A 19,150-nucleotide genomic window follows, 5' to 3' on the forward strand; every position below is an offset into this window, starting at 1 on the left:
TCCTAAACTTGGCGGGCCCTCCCACGCCACTCTTATGATGGTTCATCCCCGACTCCTTCACCTGCATTGGATGCTTTCGGATGCGGAATGGGACCGCGTCAACCGGAGCCTCGGACCGGCCGAGCTTCGTCTGGAAGTTTCCGACGGCGTCGGCCCTTTTGTGGAGGTGGGACGTCAGAGTTTCGATTTCCGCGTATCCAATTGGTACCTGCCGAACACCCACGTGGATTGCCTGCTCAAGATTCGGCTGGGATTGATGCGAGAAAACCGGTTCGACGAAATCCTGGTGACTAATCAGCTCCGGATTCCGCGCGAAAATCCGGGCGTGGGGCCTGAAGTCTGGATGAATCTAAACGAAATGCGGAACGATCCGGGTTTGGTCACCGAGCTCCATCCTCATCGGGCCGACTGGAGCCCCAAGGATTCCGTAAACGCCGGATACCGTTTTCCGCCGCTCCCGATCGGAATGCCAAGAGTACGCGTTCTTCCGTCGGCCCGGGCAAGATTGAAGCCGGGGGAGACGAGAAGTTACCTGTCGCTCGTCCTCCATTCCCACATTCCGTTCATTCGCCATCCGGAGCGGGAATACTTTTTGGAGGAACATTGGCTCTTCGAGGCGATCACGGAGACCTATCTCCCGATTCTTGAAGTACTGGAGCGGCTGGATCGAGACTCCGTGCCGGGCTGTGTGACAATCTCACTCAGCCCGACGCTGGTGGCGATGCTTCGGGATGACGTGTTGGTCGGAAAGTACGAACGTTTCTTGAACCGGATGTGCGAGTTGGCCGACAAAGAGGCGGATCGGACGGCGAACGATCCGGCTTTTCAAGAGATCTCTAAGTTTTATCGCGACCGGATTCGGACCTACCGACATCTCTTCCGCGACGTGTACCGCCGCGATCTTGTCTCCGCCTTTATCTCGCTGGAAGAGAGAGGAAGGGTGGAAGTCATCACCTGCGCGGCGACGCATGGGTTTCTGCCTCAATTTCAAAACGCCCCGTCGGCCGTGCGAGCGCAGATCCGTCTGGCGATTTCCGAACATGAGCGGCATTTCGGACGAAAGCCGAAAGGATTTTGGCTTCCCGAGTGTGCCTACTTCGAAGGACTGGACCGGTTTTTAGCCGAAGCCGGAATCGAATATTTCTTCGTCGATGCGCACGCGCTGAAGTTCGCATCCTCTTCTCCGCGGCTCGGAATTCATGCGCCGATCTTTTGCCCCAGCGGCGTGGCGGCGTTTGCGCGGGACGAAGAGACGACCGTCCAGGTTTGGAGCGCGCAGCTCGGGTATCCCGGCGATCCCGCCTATCGCGACTTCTACCGCGATATCGGATTCGACCTCGATTTTTCGTACGTGGCGCCCTACCTCGATCCGGCCGGCATCCGGGGAATGACCGGATTCAAATACTACCGAATCACCGGAAAGACCGACCGTAAAGAGCCGTATCGCCGCGATTGGGCGCTCGGCGCGGCGGAATCGCACGCGGAGGATTTTGTCGCGAATCGGTCCCGCCAGGCCGACTGGCTTGCCAGCCAGATTTCGCGGAAGCCGCTGGTCGTTTCGATGTACGACGCCGAGCTGTTCGGTCATTGGTGGTTTGAAGGCCCCGATTGGCTGGAGGCGGTATTGCGGAAACTCCCCACCCGCGGGATCTCGGCGCTTTCTCCATCGCAGTACTTGGAGCTCTACCCGATCGGCCAAGTGGCCGAGCCGGCCGGATCCAGCTGGGGAGAAAAAGGATACTTCGAAGTCTGGCTCAACAGCGCCAACGACTGGATCCAGCCCTATTTGCATGATTGCGCCCGCCGGATGATTGAACTCTCCCGGAAATACGACCGGCCGACGCCGACCGAAAAGCGATTCTTGGCCCAGACGGCGCGGGAGCTGTTGCTCGCACAAGCTTCGGACTGGCCGTTTATTTTGCGGACGGGGACATCCACCGTTTACGCGCGCCGGCGGATTCACGAACATCTGCATCGTTTCGACCGGTTGGCGTCCCAATTGGAACGGCGGTCATTCGACGAAGGCTTTCTCCATAATACAGAGGCGCAGGACAACCTTTTCCCGAACGTCGACTACCGGCTTTGGAGGGAGGCGTGACGGTTCCGGCTCACGGCGTTCTCGCCGTCGTCCTGGCGGGCGGGGAAGGGAAACGGCTCTGGCCGCTCAGCCGCCGGCGCGCGAAGCCGGCGATCCCTTTCGGCGGTCAGTACCGCGTGATCGACTTTGTCATGACCAACTTGATTCATTCGAACCTTTTCCGGATCCACGTCTTGACGCAATATCAGTCGTATTCGCTGATCCGCCACCTCTCCCGCGGCTGGAGTTTTTCATCCCATCTCGGCCAGTATTGCGAAATCATCCCCGCTACGTCGGGAGAGGGGCGGGGATGGTATCTCGGCTCCGCCGACGCGCTCTTTCAAAACCTGGGTCACATGGTTCAGGGGCGGCCGAAGATGATCGTGATTCTGGGAGCCGATCACATCTACCGGATGGATATCCGCCAGATGATCGACGAACATGTGGAAAGCGGCGCCGATGCCAGTATCGCGGTCGTTCCCCAGCCGCGGGAAGAAGCGCATCGCTTCGGTTGCATTCAAACGGATGAAAAAATGCGCGTCGTTCATTTCCTGGAAAAACCGAGCGTGCCGCCCCCCTTCGCAGCCGAGCCGAAGAAGTCTCTGGCGTCGATGGGAAATTACATTTTCAATTTCGACGTCCTGCGCGAGGTGTTACAGGCCGACCATGAGGATCCGCAAAGCCGGCACGACATCGGCGGCGATGTCCTCGTGAAATGGTTCGACCGTCTCCACGTTCGCGCCTACAACTATATGAACAACCGCATACCGGGCGTCGCCGAAGCCGAGCGGGGTTACTGGAGAGACGTCGGGACGATCGAGGCCTATTGGAAAGCCTCGATGGACCTGGTGGAAGTCTCTCCGGTGTTCAACCTCTATAATGATGAGTGGCCGATCCTGACGGCGCGGTCGGACGAACCTCCGGCAAAATTCGTGTTTGCCGATAAGGATACGAATCGTATCGGAATCGCCACGGACTCCTTGGTTGCGAGCGGCTGCATCGTTTCCGGCGGTCAAATCAACCGGAGTGTTTTAAGTCCGCGCGTTCGCGTGAATTCCTATTCCGATGTGGACGAATGCGTACTTTTCGACAGCGTGGACATCGGGCGGCGATGCAAAATCCGGCGGACGATCATCGATAAGGAGGTGCATGTGCCGCCGGACACACGGATCGGCTTTGACGAAGAAGAGGATCTGGCCCGGGGAATCGTCGTGGATGAATGCGGCGTCCGCGTGGTTCCGCGGGACATCGTATTCACGAGCGTATGAAGCCGATTCAACTCTGTTTTCTCTGGCACATGCATCAGCCGCAATACCGGACGCGGGGCCGAAAGAGCTGTTTCCTGCCGTGGGTTCGCCTGCACGCGGTCCGAGGCTATTACGACATGGTCCGCGCGCTCGAGGATTTTCCGAAGATCCGGGCGACGTTCAACCTCGTCCCAGCAATGTTGGAGCAAATCGAAGCTTACAACCAAGGGGAGAGCGACGCTTTCTTGGATATCCTGACTGGAGCCGGCGAAGAATACGACGACGGTGAACGGCAGTTCTTGTTCGACCATTTCTTTTCCGCCCAGGCCGATCAGATGATCCGGGTTATCCCCCACTACGGCGAATTGCTGGCGCGAAAGAATCAACTCCGCGTCACGCGGGGAATGGCCGATGCATGGCGCGATTTTACCGCGAGCGAATACGCCGATCTTCGCCTCCTGTTCGATCTCGCCTGGTTCGGCTTCAAAGCCCGCGACGACTTTCCCGTCATTGACCGCCTGCGCCAGCAAGGAACCTCCTTCTCGGCCTCGGACATTTCCGAAATCGTGGAAGCCGAAAAGACGATCTTGAATCGGATGATCCCGCTCTACCGGGACACCCAGGCGCGCGGCCAGATCGAGATTTCCTGCTCGCCGTACGCGCACCCCATTCTTTCTCTGTTGATCGACAGCGATTCGGCGCGCGAGGCGATCCCGCATGCGACCCTTCCGCCACCGTTCCGGCATCCCGGGGACGCCCGCCGCCAAGTGGTCGAAGCCCTGGAATTCATGGAAAAGAGATTCGGAAAACGGCCACAAGGAATATGGCCCTCGGAAGGATCGGTCAGCCAGGATACCGCTGCGTTGTTGGCCGAGTGTGGAATCCGATGGGCGGCCAGTGACGAAGAAGTTCTGGCCCGTTCGCAACGCGAGGGACCGTCGAATCCGCACCAGATCTGGGAGAGTTCCGCCGGTTCGCAGACGTTATCCTTGTTATTCCGCGACCGGGACCTTTCGGACCGAATTAGTTTCAATTACGCCCGCCGTGCGCCGGAGGAAGCGGCCCACGACTTCGTTCAAACCTTGATCGGCCGTTGCGAGCTCGCATCCGACGGGTCCCCGACGGTCTTGGTCGCACTCGACGGCGAAAACCCCTGGGAGCATTTTCCAAACGCGGGCGCGGATTTCATTCGCCACCTCTACGCGGAGATCTCAAAACAGCCGGTGATCCAGTGCGTAACCATCGGCGAAGCCGTCGAACGCGCCACGACACGTCCGAAGATCCGCCGCCTTCACGCGGGAAGTTGGATCTACGGCAATTTCGGGACCTGGATCGGAGGGCCCGAAAAGAATCGCGCCTGGAGCATCTTGGAGCGTGTCCGGTCGGAGCTTGAACCTTTTCTGAACGATGCCTCCGTATCGGATGCGAAACGAGCAAAAGCCTGGGCCTCACTTCGCTCCGCGGAAGGGAGCGACTGGTTTTGGTGGCTCGACGGGCAGTTCGTCAGCACGTACCGGGCGCAGTTCGACGAGACGTTCCGAGCCCATCTGACCGACGCTTACGAGGCGCTTGAAAAAACGCCGCCCGATTTCCTCACCTGGTTTGTCCCGGCAGCCCAACATCGGGAAGAGGGGGCGGCCCGGGAACCGTTCCAATGGCTGTCGCCGCGGGTCGACGGATTCGAATCGGATCTGTTCGAATGGTTCGGGGCGCTCAAACTACCCTGGTCGGCGCTCAGCTCGGCCGGTGCGATGTATGAAACATGGCGGCCGATTCGCTCCCTTCATTTGGGTTTTTCGGAAGGAGGAGATTTTCTTCTTCGCCTCGACCCGGTCGAATATCCGGCCACCGACGCACTTCGAAACCTCCAGTTGGAGCTGGCATTCCGCATCGATGAAGCGGCCCGAACGATCCGAATTCGCTTTTCCGAAGCGGGCGACCTTTTGAAAGCTGAGCTGGTCGTCAACGGCAGCCGGATGCGGACCGGGACGAAAGCGGTCAGCCGGAAGATCGTCGAGATCTCCCTCCCGTGCGAGGAAATCGGCTTGCTTCCGGGCAAGTCGGCCGTGCTGCGCGTGACGATTGAGTCGGGAGCGCGGGAGACGGCGCTTCGGGAAGTGGTCCTCACGATGCCGGATCAGACTTCGCTCTTGGCCTCGGAAGGGACCCCGTGAGCACGCGCCTGATTTTCGCCCTTCACTTTCACCAGCCGGTGGGCAATTTCGACCATGTTTTCGAACAGGCGGTTCGGGATTGTTACCTTCCGATCGTCGAACATTTCCAAAGGCATCCCGGCGTGCAGGCGGCCTTTCATCTTTCGGGGTGCCTGCTCGAATGGCTCGAACAGCGCGACCGCAAGTTTCTCGACCGCGTCTTCGGCCTCGTCGGGAGGAAACAGATCGAACCGATGGGAGGAGGATTTTACGAGCCGATTTTGACCGTCATTCCGCGGGAGGATGCGCTCGAACAGATCGACCGGCTTTCAAATTACTGGGTTCGAAACAGCGGCGTAAAACCGGCCGGGATTTGGCTCGCCGAACGCGTGTGGGAGCCCTCGTTGGCGGAACTTCTCTCCGATGCGGGTGTTCGCTACACCATCCTGGACGACCAGCATATTCGTTTCGCGGGCCTTCTCGATCCCCACTTTTCCGGGCTTTATGTAACGGAACGGGCGGGAAAGGCGATCGGGTTTTTCCCCTCCGACTATACGCTGCGGTACCTGATTCCGTTCCGGACGATTGAAACGGTCCAAGAACATTTCGAGCGTCTCTCCCGTGAGTCCCCGAACGCCGCGTACACGTACGGCGATGATGCGGAAAAATTCGGCCTCTGGCCGAAAACGCACGCCTGGGTCTACGGAGAGCAGTGGCTGGAGCGCTTCTTTTCGTTGCTGGAAAAACGCGAGTCGGTGGAAGCGATCTCTCCGGGAACCTATCTCGAAAGCCGCCCGGTGGCGCGAAAAGTGTACGTACCCAACGCTTCCTATGCCGAAATGCTCGAATGGGCCCTTCCCGCCTCCTCCGTCCCGGCATACACGGACACCGTCCGCGCGGTTCGAGAGCAGAGACCGGAAGCGGTCAAAGCCTTCGTGCGCGGAAGTCTCTGGGACATGTTTCTGGCGCGCTATCCGGAAGCGGATCACATGCACAAACGAGTTCTTCGAACTTCCCGCCGGGTTCGGGACTTGAAAGAACCGCTCCGATCCGAGGCACTTACGGCGGTCTTGCGCGCGGAATGCAATTGCGCCTATTGGCACGGCCTGTTCGGGGGTATTTATCTTCCTCATCTCCGCCAAGGCGTTTATCAAAACGTGCTCGCCGCGGACGCCCTGTTAGCTGAAGCCCGCGGAAGTGAAATTTCCGTGGACGTCGAAGATTTCGACGGCGACCTGGAGCCGGAAATTGTTTTGGCCGGGCCGCACATTCAGGCGTTTTTCAAGCCGTCGGACGGAGGCACGTTGACGGAGCTCGATTTTCTGCCGGCGCGGTTTAACGTCGCGAATGTGATTTCGAGATGGAAAGAAAGCTATCACGAAGCGGCGGACGTCACGCATAGTCATAATCATTCAGGTGGAGTCGTTTCCCCGCACGAACGGCCGGTCGGAATCGACCCCGAGCGTTTAAAGAACTGGCCGTTCGATGCGATTCCGCTCCGAAGTTTTCGGGAGTTTGTATCTCCGTCGATGCCTGGCGGAACGTTCTTCGAGGCTCCCGGCACGATCGACTCCGCTCAGGGAAGACTCTCGGAGTGGCGGAAAGAGCCGAAGGGTTGGTCCGGCGCCGGTCGCGTCGGAAATCTTTCCTACCGAAAAGAGGTTCAAATCGAGGTGCCGGCGACATTGCATGTGCGGCTTCAACCTCCCCCCTCCGCCGGAGACACCCGGTGGTTCGGAACTCTGCTTTATTTTACGTTGTTGACCGGGGATGCGCCCGACCGGTCGGCTCGATACCGCAGTTCCCAGGGAAAATCGTTCCAGCATCCGCCGGGGCATCCGGTCGAGATTTCCGATTTGGAGGAGTTGGTTTGGGAAGATAATGCGTTTCATTTTTCGATGGAGATACGGAGTGCGCCGGTCGCGCGCGTCGTCACGCGCCCTATTTTAACAATCCAGCGCTCGGAGGATCGATACGAATCGATCTATCAGGGATCCGCGCTCGCTTTGGCGTGGCCGCTCGGCACTCTTCCCAAAGAGGGGGTGGAGGTGAAAGTTTCCCTCCGCTCAAAATCCGGTTAAAGGCTGACCTGAATGTCGGAATTTCGAAAAAGCACGATAACGGGACGGTGGGTGATCATCGCGGAGGAGCGCTCCAACCGCCCGAACGCGTTTCGGCATTATCCGATTGAAGACGATCCCGCGGAGAGTTGCCCGTTTTGCCCGGGCCACGAGCAGATGACACCGGCTCCGGTTCTGACCTACTCGGCTCCGGGAGGCACAAATTCCGCCTGGAGTTTGCGCGTGGTGCCGAACCGTTTTCCGGCGCTGCGAATCGAAGGGGAATTGGACCAACGCCCGTCGGGAATTTACGACAAAATGCACGGCCTGGGCGCCCATGAAGTGGTCGTGGAAACGCCGGAGCATCAGACGGACATGGCTCATTACGGCCTTCCACAAATGGTGCAGGTGTTTCAAGCGTATCGGGACCGGATGTCCGACCTCTTCAAAGACCGGCGATTTACGTACGTTTTGGCGTTTAAGAATTTCGGTTCCGCCGCGGGCGCGACGCTTTCACATTCGCATTCACAGTTAATCGCCCTGCCGGTCTTGCCGACCCAATTGGAAAGAGAGATCGCGGGCGCTTCGAAATATCATGAATTTCGAGGGCGATGTTTTTTCTGCGACGCCGTTGCGCAGGAGCTGATCGCGGGCGAACGGATCGTCGTCCAAAACGACCATTTCGTCGCGTTCACCCCCTTCGCTTCGCGATTTCCGTTCGAACTCCAAATTATTCCGAAGACACATGGCGCTTTTTATTGGACGCTCACACGAAATCAAATGGAAGGTTTCGCGGAAATCTTGAGAGATGTCCTGCGAAGGTACAAACTAGCGCTGAAGAATCCGCCGTACAGTTACATGATCCACACGGCGCCGCCCGATTACCGGACGCCGGAGGTTTTTCACTGGCATGCGGAGATCATGCCCAAGCTGACCGAAGTGGGCGGATTCGAGTGGGGGAGCGGATTTTACATCAACCCCAAGCCGCCGGAGGAGGCGGCCCGGATCTTGAGGGAGCTCGAGTTGGTCATGAACGTTCCGGAACGTCACCTTTTACCATCACCCAAAGGGAGGACATACGGCTACTGAAATTTGGATAACGGCTGCGGAAGCGGCTCCATGGGCACAAACAGGCGGTCTAGGCGATGTACTTCGGGCGCTCCCCAATGCGTTGGCGCGGCAAGGGCTCACCGTCCGGAGATTTTTGCCGGGATACCGTTTCATTTCGCGCGAACTGTTCGAAAGCGACGGTCCAATCCTCAAAATTCCGTCCGGGAGCGAAAACCTTTCGGCCGAGTTTCTCACATTCGAGGAGGAGAGCGGCGTTCGGACGACGCTTGTCGTATGCGACGAGCTGTTCGGCCGGCCCGGCGTCTACGGCCCGCCCGGCGGCGCTTATGAAGACAACGCCCGGCGTTTCGCCTTTTTTGGCCGCGCGGTTTGCGAATACGCGCATCGAAATCATTCGCCCGATGTCCTGCACGGACACGATTGGCCGGCCGCCCTGGTCCCGATGTTCGCTCGATATGCCTATTCGTGGAAACAGCCGCCCAAGACGGTGTTCACCATTCACAACATGGCTTATCAAGGCCAGTTCCCCGCGGCGGAACTTCCGTGGCTTTCGTTGGGACCGGAGCTGGAGAAAGAACTTTTTCAGATCCAGGGCTTCGAGTTTTACGGAGGGATCAACTTTCTCAAGGCGGGACTTCTTTACGCCGACCGTCTGGTGACGGTGAGTCCGACGTACGCGAAAGACATCCGAACGCCGGAGTACGGATTCGGATTGGACGGTGTGATTCGGGAAAGGGCGAACGCACTATCCGGAATCCTCAACGGCGCCGACGAGGAAACGTGGGACCCGAGCACCGATCGGTATCTGCCGCGACCTTTCGACGCCGCGAGTTTCCGAGAAGGGAAAAAGGCGGCGAAAGAAAAAATCCTCGCGGAAATGCAACTCGAGGCCGATGGCCGCCCTCTTCTGTCGATGGTAGGTCGTCTAGCCGATCAAAAAGGGATTGATGTCCTGCTGGAAGCCGCGCTGCCGCTTCTGGGGCTCGGGACCGATCTATGCATTCTGGGCGACGGCGACCCCGCGTTGGCGGAACAGCTTCGGCAGCTGCGGAAACGATACCCGAAACGGGTCGGAATCCACGTGGGCTACAACGAACGGCTAGCCCATCTCTTGATCGCCGCGAGCGATCTGGTTGCCGTACCGTCCAGGCATGAACCGTGCGGCCTGACGCAAATGTACGCCATGCGCTACGGCGCGATTCCCGTCGTGCACGGTACGGGCGGACTGCTCGATACCGTGGAGGATCACACCCATCACCACGATCGGGGGACCGGATTCGTGTTCGATCCGCTCAACGCCCGGGCGCTGATCGAAGCCGTATGCCGAGCGTTGACGCTGGTTCATTCGCACCCCGGAGAATGGAAATCGATGCAGGTCCGCGCAATGAAGCAGGATCACTCCTGGACGGAATCGGCCCGCAAGTACAAGAAACTCTACAATGGGAAAAGTGCAGCCCCCGTCCCGAGAAAGTCCGAGATGCGAGTGGCCACGATCTCAAAATAAGCTCTTGTGGCGATTCCGTAGCGTTGGAACTCTTTTCCTTCTGTCGTTCGTCGGCTGCGCCCGGCCATCTCCGCCGTCGCTCCCGTCACCGTCTCCTCCGCCCTGCGATCTCGTTTTCAATCCGGAAAAACGAACGGGATGTTTTGTTTTTGCCGACACGGTTGCTTCGCAAGAGAGCCGAGTCCCCGTCTGGTACTTCCTCCCTTCCGATTTCGGACCTGAATCGAACATTCTGTTCGTCATGCATGGACACCGGCGCCATGCCGACACCTACCGCGATGATTGGATTCTCAAGGCCGAAAGCAAGCATGTCGTTTTATTAGCCCCCCTCTTCTCGGAAAACGACTACCCCAATCCGAGCGGTTATCCGTGGGGGAACGTCGTGAACAGCGACGGCGAACCGAACGAATCCGAACTCTGGACATTCAAGGTCCTCGAGCGGCTCTTCGATCGCTTCCGAGAGATGACGGGGAATCGAACTAGCGAATATTTCCTTTACGGTCATTCCGCCGGAGCTCAATTCATCCATCGTATGATTTTGTTCCTGCCGAACGCCCGAATCCACTCCGCGGTCGCGGCCAACGCCGGCTGGTACGTCCTTCCGTCCTTTAGCCAATGTTTCCCCTACGGCTTGAGCCATTCGCCCGCGACCCCCGAACTTCTCAAAGAGGCTCTTCAAAGGCCTTTGACGATACTTGCGGGGGACGAGGACGTGGACGCCGAAGATCCGCTCCTCCGAAACACCCGTAAGGCCCGGGCCCAGGGGAAGAACCGATTGGAACGGGCCCGGACGTTTATCCGCAAGTCCAAGAGGACGGCTTTAAAGCTTTCCGTGCCGTTCAAGTGGAACTTCGAAATCGTCCCCGGCGCGGCCCATTCGAATAAACAAATGATTGAGCGAGCGGCTCGAGTCTTCTTTTCCGACGAAGACTAAGTGCTTTCCTTTCTACTTCCTCGGATTCAATCGTGGACTCTTCTCTTCTAAACAGATAACTTAGCGATCTCACGTGCTTTCACCTGGTCCCGCTTATTCTTCCGAACCGAGGGTTCTCTGAAACTCCTCCTCATCGCTCCCGCGGGTCTCGAGGTTCAAGGCGTCAAAGGAAAGCATGTTCATCACCTTAATCTCGCGGTGATCGCCGCCCTCGCAGCACCCAATTTCGACGAAGTCCGGATTGTCGAAGAAGCTTTTGAACGACTCGATCTAGACGAGAGCGCGGATCTGGTCGGAATCACGATGATGACGTGCCAGGCGCCCCGTGGATACTTCTTGGCGGATCACTTTCGCAAGAGAGGAATCCGAACCATCTGCGGCGGCAGCCACGCCTCGTTCATGACCGAAGAATGCGGAAGGCATTTCGATTCCGTCGTGATCAACGAAGTCGAGATGGTCTGGGAAGAGATCGTCGGCGATTTTGAAGCCGATCGCATGAAACCGGTTTATCACTCGAACAAGCTCATCGATCTCAAAGACCTTCGAATGCCTCGGAAGGATCTCTTTTTCAACACCGGGACGACGCTCAACGCGCAAGTCCTTCAAACCGGCCGGGGCTGTCCGTTGGGATGCAACTTCTGCACGGTCACACTGATGTATGGAAAGACATTCCGGACACGGCCCATCGAACATATCGTGGAGGAGATCAAGCGGTACCCGTCGAAAATCTTCTTTTTCGTGGATGACAATATTTTTCTGTCCAAGTCGCACGCTTACGAACTTTGCGAGGCGCTTCTTCCGTTAAACATCAAGTGGGGAAGCCAAGGATCCATGGAGCTCATCTGCCGGGACGAGAAACTCCTGAAACTCGCGTCGCGGGCGGGATGCATGAGCCTCTTCGTCGGGATTGAATCCATCGATCAGGAAACGCTCAACTCCGCGCATAAGGCATTCAACAAGGTGAAGAATTACGAGGAAAATATCCGGAAAATGCACCGTGCCGGGATCAACGTGGTCGGCGCCTTCATCTTCGGGTTCGATCAGGATACGCCCGAGAGTTTCGACCGGGTGTATGAGTTCGCCATGAAGAACCATCTGGCCATGGTCAACACGGGAATCATGACCCCGTTTCCAGGGACGGATGTGTATGAAAAAGCGAAGCGAGAGGGGAAAATCTTCGACCACGACTGGGAACATTATACGGGCGGTCAACTGGTCTGGCGGCATCCCACGATGAGCAAAGAAGAAATCGAAGAACTCTATATCGAATTCCGCCAGCGATTCTACGCTTGGCCGTCCATCTTCAAGAGATTTTGGGCCAATCGCGCGCACCCGCTCTATTATTTTGCGATGAATTTCACGCACTGGTGGCGGGCGTATAAAAGCCCTCGGCTCGCCCCTTCCGCCGTGGCGCCCGGACTGCCGGACCTTTCCGCACTCGAACTTTCGGGTCCGTGAGTTCGCAACGATCAGGGTGAAAACTCGCCTTGTTTTTCTCGCCCGATTGTGATACCGGGTTAATCAACATCTCTTGGTAGGGGGGTGTCAGATGAAAATAGTTTGGCGGCGGGGGACCGCTGCCGCGGTCGCCGGGCTTATTCTTAACTCCGGTGTGGTTTGGATCGCTTGGGCGGGTCAGGAGAAATCGCAACGGGGCGAATCGCCCCAGATGGACGAATTGGGCCAAAGGCTCTGGGATAAATATATTGTCCCGGGGATCGGAGTGATTCGTGTGCCTCCCGGAATTCCGGTCGTATACCGTCCAGGAGCCCGCTGGAATTTCGGACCCGTAGATCCGCGAATTCCCCCCCGAGGCCCGGTTCCCCAAGAACAACCTGTTCCGATTGGGGATCCAGGCCGAGACAGAGATAAGTTCAATCCTTACATTTGGTGGCCCCCGGGCAAGCCTCTTCCACCGCTTCCCGACCTACCCAGGCATGGCCCGCCGAGTGAAATTCCGCAGTGTGCGGGCAATTCGAATGTTTGCTATTCCGATCTTCTCGCTTCCTTCCCAGGACCCAGCGCCCTGGAGGTGGCGAAGATGGGAACCATCAGCTTATTCGCCGCCGGCCTCTTTGCTCTGTTCAGGGGTGAAGCCATGGCCACAACAAAGGTGATCGCGGTTCCAAGCGGACTGGAATCGCAAATTCCGCCGTTTCCCTTAAGGCTCCCGAGGGAGGTGAGGGAGGTTCTCGCTGAAGACTTGGAAAGAACCGACAACGACATTTCGCCGGAAGAGTGGTGGAAAGAGAAAAATGACGGGGACCGAGGCGAATTCGTCTCGTGGCCGTATTGGTTCGTGGTCCACCGTTACGCACAGGCATGGGCGGGCTACGAGACAGCCAACTCACGACGGGAACCGCTGGGACAACGGGTAGCGGAAATTTACCTGCAACACGAATGGATGCGATCGTTGCGCGAACGGGAGGGGAATAAACTTGGACCCAGTTTGCGGGTTCTGTTCGGCAGCCTTCTTGAGGAAGATTCGGTGTTGCCGGCGGCCGATGGTTCGTTGACTCCGGATAAACGGGAGCTGCAGACGTCCAAACGGATGGCGGCGGTTCGGAAAATGGGGGAGACGCATTTTCGCGAGGTTATGGAAGAAAACCAAATTCCGATACCGACCGGCCGAGCGCAGTTTTGTTCCAAGGGGCTCGGCTGGGATTGTGAGCTGTTCGACCCCAGACTCTAAATGCGGCGGCGATATCGGCGGCGTCCTACGGAGTCGTTTTAACGGTCGGTCGGAAAATCGGAGGTCAGCGCTCCGACGGTCGGCACATAACAGCGTTTCGCGTAATCCAGAACCATTCGATCCGAGTTGTATCGGGAACCGAGCGTCACAAGGGCGTGTTTAATCTTGTCGATCCAGCGCGACGGCACCCCCTCGGGCGTTCGCTCGAAGAAATCGGGGATCACTTTGTTTTCCAGGACGCGGATCAGATCCTCCGCATCGCGCCGATCGTGCGTGTGAACATCGGAATGCGTCAGGCCGTCGCCGAAGGAATATCCGTTTTTCTTGTCGTAGGCCTCCGCCCACCAACCATCGAGAGAGGACAGATTGAGCGTGGCGTTGAAAATCGCCTTCTGGCCGCTCGTACCGCAAGCCTCGAACGGGCGGCGCGGACTGTTGAGCCAAAGGTCGCACCCCTGAACAAAATGGCGGCCCATATTCATGTCGTAGTTTTCCAGAACGAAGGCTTTCCCGGCGAAACGCGGATCCTGCGTGAAGCCGTATAGCTCTTTCAACATGGCCTTGCCCGTCTGATCGTTGGGATGAGCTTTCCCGGCAAAGACGATCTGAACCGGCCGCTTCGGGTCCGACATCAATCTGGCCAGCCGATCGGCGTCTCGGAAGAGAAGTGTAGGTCTTTTGTATTCCACGATCCGCCGGGCGTACCCGATCACCATCGCCTCCGGATTCAGAGAGAATCTTGAGTGCGGGAGGCCGAGGCGTTCGTCGCGCCGCTGAATCCGGCGGTCGACAAAGGCGGCGAATTCTTTTTTGAGCGCGCATTTGAGATCCCAAATCTCGAACGGGTCGATCGCATCGATCGCTTCCCACCCGGCGGGATATCGAAGCTGGGCGAACCATTCCGGCCCCAACAGGCGTTCAAAAAAACGGGCGAGCTGCGGCGCGATCCAGCTCGGGACATGCACGCCGTTGGTCACATGGCCGATCGGAACCTCCGGTGGAGCTTTCGACCAAAGATCTTTCCACATCGAGCGGGTGGTCTGTCCGTGCAATGCGCTCACGGCGTTGGATTTGCTCGCCAACTTGAGCGCCACGACCGTCATACAGAAAGGTTCACGTTCGTCGTTCGGATGAATCCGCCCCAAGCCGACGAATGCCTCGGGACTCAATTTCAGCTTGGATCGAAGCGGAGCCAAATGTTCGTTGACCAATTCGGGGGGAAATCGGTCGTGGCCCGCAGCCACCGGGGTGTGCGTTGTAAATACACTCCGCGATCGAACCCGCTCCGAGGCCGCCTCGAAGGAAAGATCTTCTTCTTCCATGACTTGGGAGATCGCCTCCAATACGGCGAAAGCGGAGTGACCCTCGTTGAGATGGATCACACCGGGGCGAATGCCGAGCTTCCGAAGCGCCCGGTAGCCTCCCATTCCCAAAATGATTTCTTGGTGCAAACGGGTGCGGAGGTCGCCGCCGTAAAGCCGCCGGGTGAACGCGAAGCGGTCGGCCGTCCCTTCTTTGCTGTAACCGTCCAGGAGCAAGAGATGGGCCCTTCCTACGCGAGTCTTCCAGACCTCCACGACGAGATTGCCGGAATTGACCGGGATCAAGAGCGACATCGGTTGCCCCTGGGAATCCATCACCCGCTCCAGTGCGACGCGGCGGAGGTCCATTTCGGTGTAAACCTCCTCCTGCGTTCCGTCGGTCGTCAGATTCTGAAAAAAGTATCCTTCCCGGTAGAGAATCGTCACTCCCCAGATCGGGACTCCCAGGTCCGAGCTGCTTTTCAAGTGGTCGCCGGCCAGAACACCCAGACCGCCGGAGTAGATCGGAAGCGATTCGTGAAGGCCGAATTCGGCGGAAAAATACGCGACGGGTCGCGCGGCCAAAGCGGGAGCGCTGACATTGGCCCAGGTTTTCTCGCTCTCTAAGTGCGCCTTGAGCGAGTGACACGCCCGCTCCAACCGAACACGATAGTGAGGATCCGCCGCGCGGGCCTCCAAACGCGCGGCATCCAATTCCAATAAGAACGCCGTGGGGTTATGGTTGACGGAGGTCCAAAGAACCGGATCGATTTCCCGGAAGAGGCTGTCGAATTCCCCGTTCCAAATCCACCGGAGATTGCCGGCCAATTCCGTCAAAAGGTCGCGAGAGTGCTTCATAACCGGAGCTTTCATCCAGTAAACACTAGACCCGGGTGGAGGGCAAAAAGATGTCTCAAATCATGGCCTGGGTCATAGGCTTGGGATAAACAAATGCCAAGGTGGAGGACGTGTGTCGATGAAATGCAGCGATGTGATGAGCACGCGTATCCAGATCTGCCAGGAGGATGACACGATCAATCTCTGTGCGGAACGGATGCGGGATTGCCAGATAGGTTTCTGTCCGGTCGTGGATGAGTTGCAGCGCGTGGTCGGCACGGTCACCGACCGTGATTTGGCCGTCCGAGCCGTGGCCGAGCGGCGGCCGTGGACGACGAAAGTCCGGGAAGTAATGACCCCGGGGACCATCATGTGCCGGTCGAACGCCCCGCTTCGGGACGCGGAAATCAAAATGGCGCGGCATCGGATCTCGCGAATCGTGGTCGTGGACGAGAGAGAGAGCTGCGTCGGCGTTATCAGCTTGACCGATTTAGTGCGGGTTGAAGCGCGGGACCGGGCCGGGGAAGTGGCCTACGCCGTCATGCAACGCGAAGCCACTCCGCAAAGTTGAAAATGAGGCGCTGAGAGTTTGAATGCAGGGGATCGCGAAAGAAGAGCCGAAAATCATCCAGGGCGGCATGGGGGTCGGTGTTTCCACCTGGCGCCTCGCAAACGCCGTGGCCCGTTGGGGACAGTTGGGCGTTGTGTCCGGAACGGCGCTCGATTCGGTTTGGACGCGCAAGCTTCAAAAAGGAGATCTCGGCGGACATTTCGAGCGGGCGATGAAAGCCTTTCCCGTGCCGGAGATCGCCGAACGAATGTACCGGAAATATTTCTCCCCCTCGGAAAAAGTTGCGCTCACGCCTTACAAGCGCCCGCCGATGCTGACCGCCTCACCCTCGAAGGAATTGAAGGAGCTTCTGATCGTTTCGAACTTCATCGAGGTGTTTTTAGCGAAGGAAGGGCACACCGGCCTGGTGGGCATCAACTACCTGGAAAAATTGCAGATGGCCACGCTGGCCAGCGTCTATGGAGCGATGTTGGCCGGCGTCGGATATGTTCTTATGGGAGCCGGGATTCCGCGCGAAATTCCCGGGGCTCTCGACAAGCTTTCGAAGCACGAACAGGTGGAACTTAAACTCCAGGTCAGCGAGTCCGGGAGCCAGGACGACTACCGCACGACGTTTTCACCCATGGAAATCATGGGTGGAGTGCTCCCCCCGCTCGTCCGGCCAAGATTTTTGGCCATTGTTTCCTCGTCTGCGTTGGCCTTGACGCTGGCGCGCAAGGCCACCGGAGCCGTCAACGGCTTCGTGATCGAGGGGGCTACGGCCGGCGGGCACAACGCTCCTCCGCGAGGAAATCTTCAGTTCAACGAGCGGGGAGAACCGATTTACGGCGCAAAGGATCGGCCCGATCTGGAAGCGATCAAAGCCATCGGTCTCCCGTTTTGGCTGGCTGGATCGTTCGGAAGTCCGGAGGGACTCCGAAAAGCGCTCGGTCTGGGAGCCGCGGGAGTTCAGGTCGGAACCGCGTTCGCCCTTTGCGAGGAATCCGGATTGTCTTCGGAGTTGAAATGCGATCTTCTGAACCATGCGAAAAACGGAGGGGTCGACGTATTCACGGATCCCGAGGCCTCCCCGACCGGCTTCCCCTTCAAGGTGGCGCGATTATCAGGAACCCTTTCGGAATCCGCAACGTATCGAGAGAGACCGCGGAAATGCGACGTTGGATATTTGCGGAGGCCGTACAAGAGAGAGGACGGCAGCTTGGGTTACCGCTGCCCGGCGGAGCCGATCGACACGTACATCAGTAAAGGCGGAAAAGTGGAAGAGACACACGGGCGGAAATGCCTCTGTAACGCCCTTCTGGCCAACATCGACCTCGCACAACGGCAGGAAGATGACTATGTCGAAAAACCCCTGATCACGATCGGGGATGACGTGAATTCGGTTGAACGCTTCATGAGCCCCGGAAGCTCGTCATACACGGCTGCGGACGTCGTACGAACCTTGCTAGGCTAGCCTAACCGCCGGAATCTGAATAGAGTACGGAACGTTCGATGAAGAAATTTCTTTTCGTTTTCCTTCTTCTGCTCGCACCCTACTCCAAGAGTTTCGCTCAAAATGATCCTCCGATCCCCTACGAGAACGGCTCCTGGTTCGTCGCCATAGAGGGGGGATATTGGGTCATCCTCGGCTCCGGACGAGAACTGGTGAAAGACGCGCCGCTCGTCTATCTCACGCTCGGATTCAACCTCCTGAATGAATTCAAGTCCGAAAAGAAAGACGATTCACTGACGTTCGGGCCGAAAATCGGCTTCGGCGTCGGCGAACCGCGAGCGACCCGCGATGTGGGTCTTTTTTACGACCTGCTCCTCAAAATTCGATACACGCTCGGAGATCGGGAGTCTCTCCTTCGGCCCTATATCGACGCTGGCCCCGGCCTGATCACTTACAACCAGAAAGCCTTTGAACTTGAAGGCGGCGCCGGCCTCGATTTCAATTTCGGGGGGAGCACCGTGGGTTTTAACGCTCAATACAAAGAAGTCATCGGCGCGGGCGAACTCAATCGAGGCGTCGCCCTGCTCGCCACTCTCGGCTATCGCTTCTAGCCATTCGAAATCCGGCTAAATGAAAACCCGGATCACGCCGGTTGCTCAAAAAGTGTCAGATGCTAGTGTCCTGTCGCAGATATAAGTTGCAATACCGAGATCGTCGATGCGCCTGATCCGCTAGGCGCGACGAGGGAGAATACCGGCAGTATTTGACCGAGGAGCAACAACGCAGGTGGCACTTTTTCAGCAACCCGCCAGGTTTTTGGGTATATTCCCCCGCCATGGACGCCGTCTATGTCGTAGATCCCGATTCCGACACGTTTTTCGAAGCGTGGAACGCGCTTGTGAAGCTCCTCGGCTTCACGGCCTCCGAACAGGCTACGACCGCCGATTCCGTTCGCTTCAGCCTTTCCGGAACCACCGGCCCCCGGTGGTTGGAGAGTGACCGAAACCGGCTTCACCAGGTCGGTTGGCATTTCGTTCGGGCCGCGGAGCCGCCCTCTTTCGCCGACGTGGCTTCGCAAACGGCGCTGCTTCAAGAGGAAAATGTACGCTATCGAATCAACGCCGAGCCGACGGGCGGACCGGAGAAAATCGAACTCCGGTTCGATCCGGGCCTCCGGCCCTGCGTAACCATACCGTTTGAAGACCGCGCGGAGAACGCGCCCCGATTTTTCGGCAAGTTCCGAAAAGCCTTGGCCGCGGGTTGCGGAATCT

General features: G+C 58.1%; 14 protein-coding genes. 13 read left to right on the forward strand and 1 reads right to left on the reverse strand.

Annotation, left to right across the window (positions count from 1 at the left end):
* The 9 genes from VI895_04350 to VI895_04390 form a co-directional block, all read left to right on the forward strand.
* A partial coding sequence (locus VI895_04350) for a 1,4-alpha-glucan branching protein domain-containing protein (protein HLG19033.1) occupies positions 1–2,098 on the forward strand: 2,098 nt, incomplete at its 5' end.
* On the forward strand, positions 2,095–3,345 hold the full coding sequence (gene glgC / locus VI895_04355; GenBank protein ID HLG19034.1) for a glucose-1-phosphate adenylyltransferase: 1,251 nt from the start codon (positions 2,095–2,097) through the stop codon (positions 3,343–3,345). The genes VI895_04350 and glgC, both read left to right, overlap by 4 nt.
* The gene (locus VI895_04360) at positions 3,342–5,498 is read left to right on the forward strand and encodes a glycoside hydrolase family 57 protein (protein HLG19035.1); all 2,157 of its coding nucleotides are present in this window, start codon (positions 3,342–3,344) and stop codon (positions 5,496–5,498) included. The genes glgC and VI895_04360 overlap by 4 nt, the downstream gene beginning before the upstream one ends.
* Complete coding sequence (locus VI895_04365; protein HLG19036.1) at positions 5,495–7,558, forward strand: alpha-amylase/4-alpha-glucanotransferase domain-containing protein; 2,064 nt, start codon at positions 5,495–5,497, stop codon at positions 7,556–7,558. The genes VI895_04360 and VI895_04365 overlap by 4 nt, the downstream gene beginning before the upstream one ends.
* 12 nt (positions 7,559–7,570) lie before the next feature.
* A complete protein-coding gene (gene galT / locus VI895_04370; GenBank protein ID HLG19037.1) occupies positions 7,571–8,626 on the forward strand; it encodes a galactose-1-phosphate uridylyltransferase in 1,056 nt (351 codons plus the stop codon).
* Between the two features lie 7 nt (positions 8,627–8,633).
* Positions 8,634–10,112 carry a glycogen synthase GlgA gene (gene glgA / locus VI895_04375; protein ID HLG19038.1) on the forward strand — a complete coding sequence of 493 codons (1,479 nt, stop codon included), beginning with the start codon at positions 8,634–8,636 and terminating at the stop codon, positions 10,110–10,112.
* A gap of 4 nt (positions 10,113–10,116) precedes the next feature.
* Positions 10,117–11,046, forward strand: coding sequence for a hypothetical protein (locus VI895_04380; protein ID HLG19039.1), 930 nt, complete (start codon positions 10,117–10,119; stop codon positions 11,044–11,046).
* A 198-nt stretch (positions 11,047–11,244) separates the two neighbouring features.
* Entirely contained in the window at positions 11,245–12,504 is a 1,260-nt protein-coding gene (locus VI895_04385) for a radical SAM protein (protein ID HLG19040.1), read from the forward strand.
* Between the two features lie 91 nt (positions 12,505–12,595).
* Positions 12,596–13,738 (forward strand): hypothetical protein, encoded by a 1,143-nt coding sequence (locus VI895_04390; protein ID HLG19041.1) that lies wholly within the window; start codon positions 12,596–12,598, stop codon positions 13,736–13,738.
* Between the two features lie 38 nt (positions 13,739–13,776).
* Here the strand turns inward: VI895_04390 and glgP are convergent, their stop codons facing one another.
* A complete protein-coding gene (gene glgP, locus VI895_04395; GenBank protein HLG19042.1) occupies positions 13,777–15,897 on the reverse strand; it encodes an alpha-glucan family phosphorylase in 2,121 nt (706 codons plus the stop codon).
* A gap of 118 nt (positions 15,898–16,015) precedes the next feature.
* On the opposite strand from glgP, the gene VI895_04400 reads away from it, so the two are divergent.
* The 4 genes from VI895_04400 to VI895_04415 all read left to right on the forward strand — a co-directional run.
* The gene (locus tag VI895_04400; protein ID HLG19043.1) at positions 16,016–16,447 is read left to right on the forward strand and encodes a CBS domain-containing protein; all 432 of its coding nucleotides are present in this window, start codon (positions 16,016–16,018) and stop codon (positions 16,445–16,447) included.
* Positions 16,448–16,469: 22 nt separating this feature from the next.
* Positions 16,470–17,900 (forward strand): nitronate monooxygenase, encoded by a 1,431-nt coding sequence (locus VI895_04405; protein HLG19044.1) that lies wholly within the window; start codon positions 16,470–16,472, stop codon positions 17,898–17,900.
* A 38-nt stretch (positions 17,901–17,938) separates the two neighbouring features.
* Entirely contained in the window at positions 17,939–18,490 is a 552-nt protein-coding gene (locus tag VI895_04410; GenBank protein HLG19045.1) for a hypothetical protein, read from the forward strand.
* A 224-nt stretch (positions 18,491–18,714) separates the two neighbouring features.
* Positions 18,715–19,150 (forward strand): hypothetical protein (locus tag VI895_04415; protein ID HLG19046.1); only part of this gene is annotated, 436 nt, incomplete at its 3' end.

This window comes from Bdellovibrionota bacterium (assembly GCA_035292885.1).
GTDB lineage: Bacteria > Bdellovibrionota_G > JALEGL01 > JALEGL01 > DATDPG01 > DATDPG01.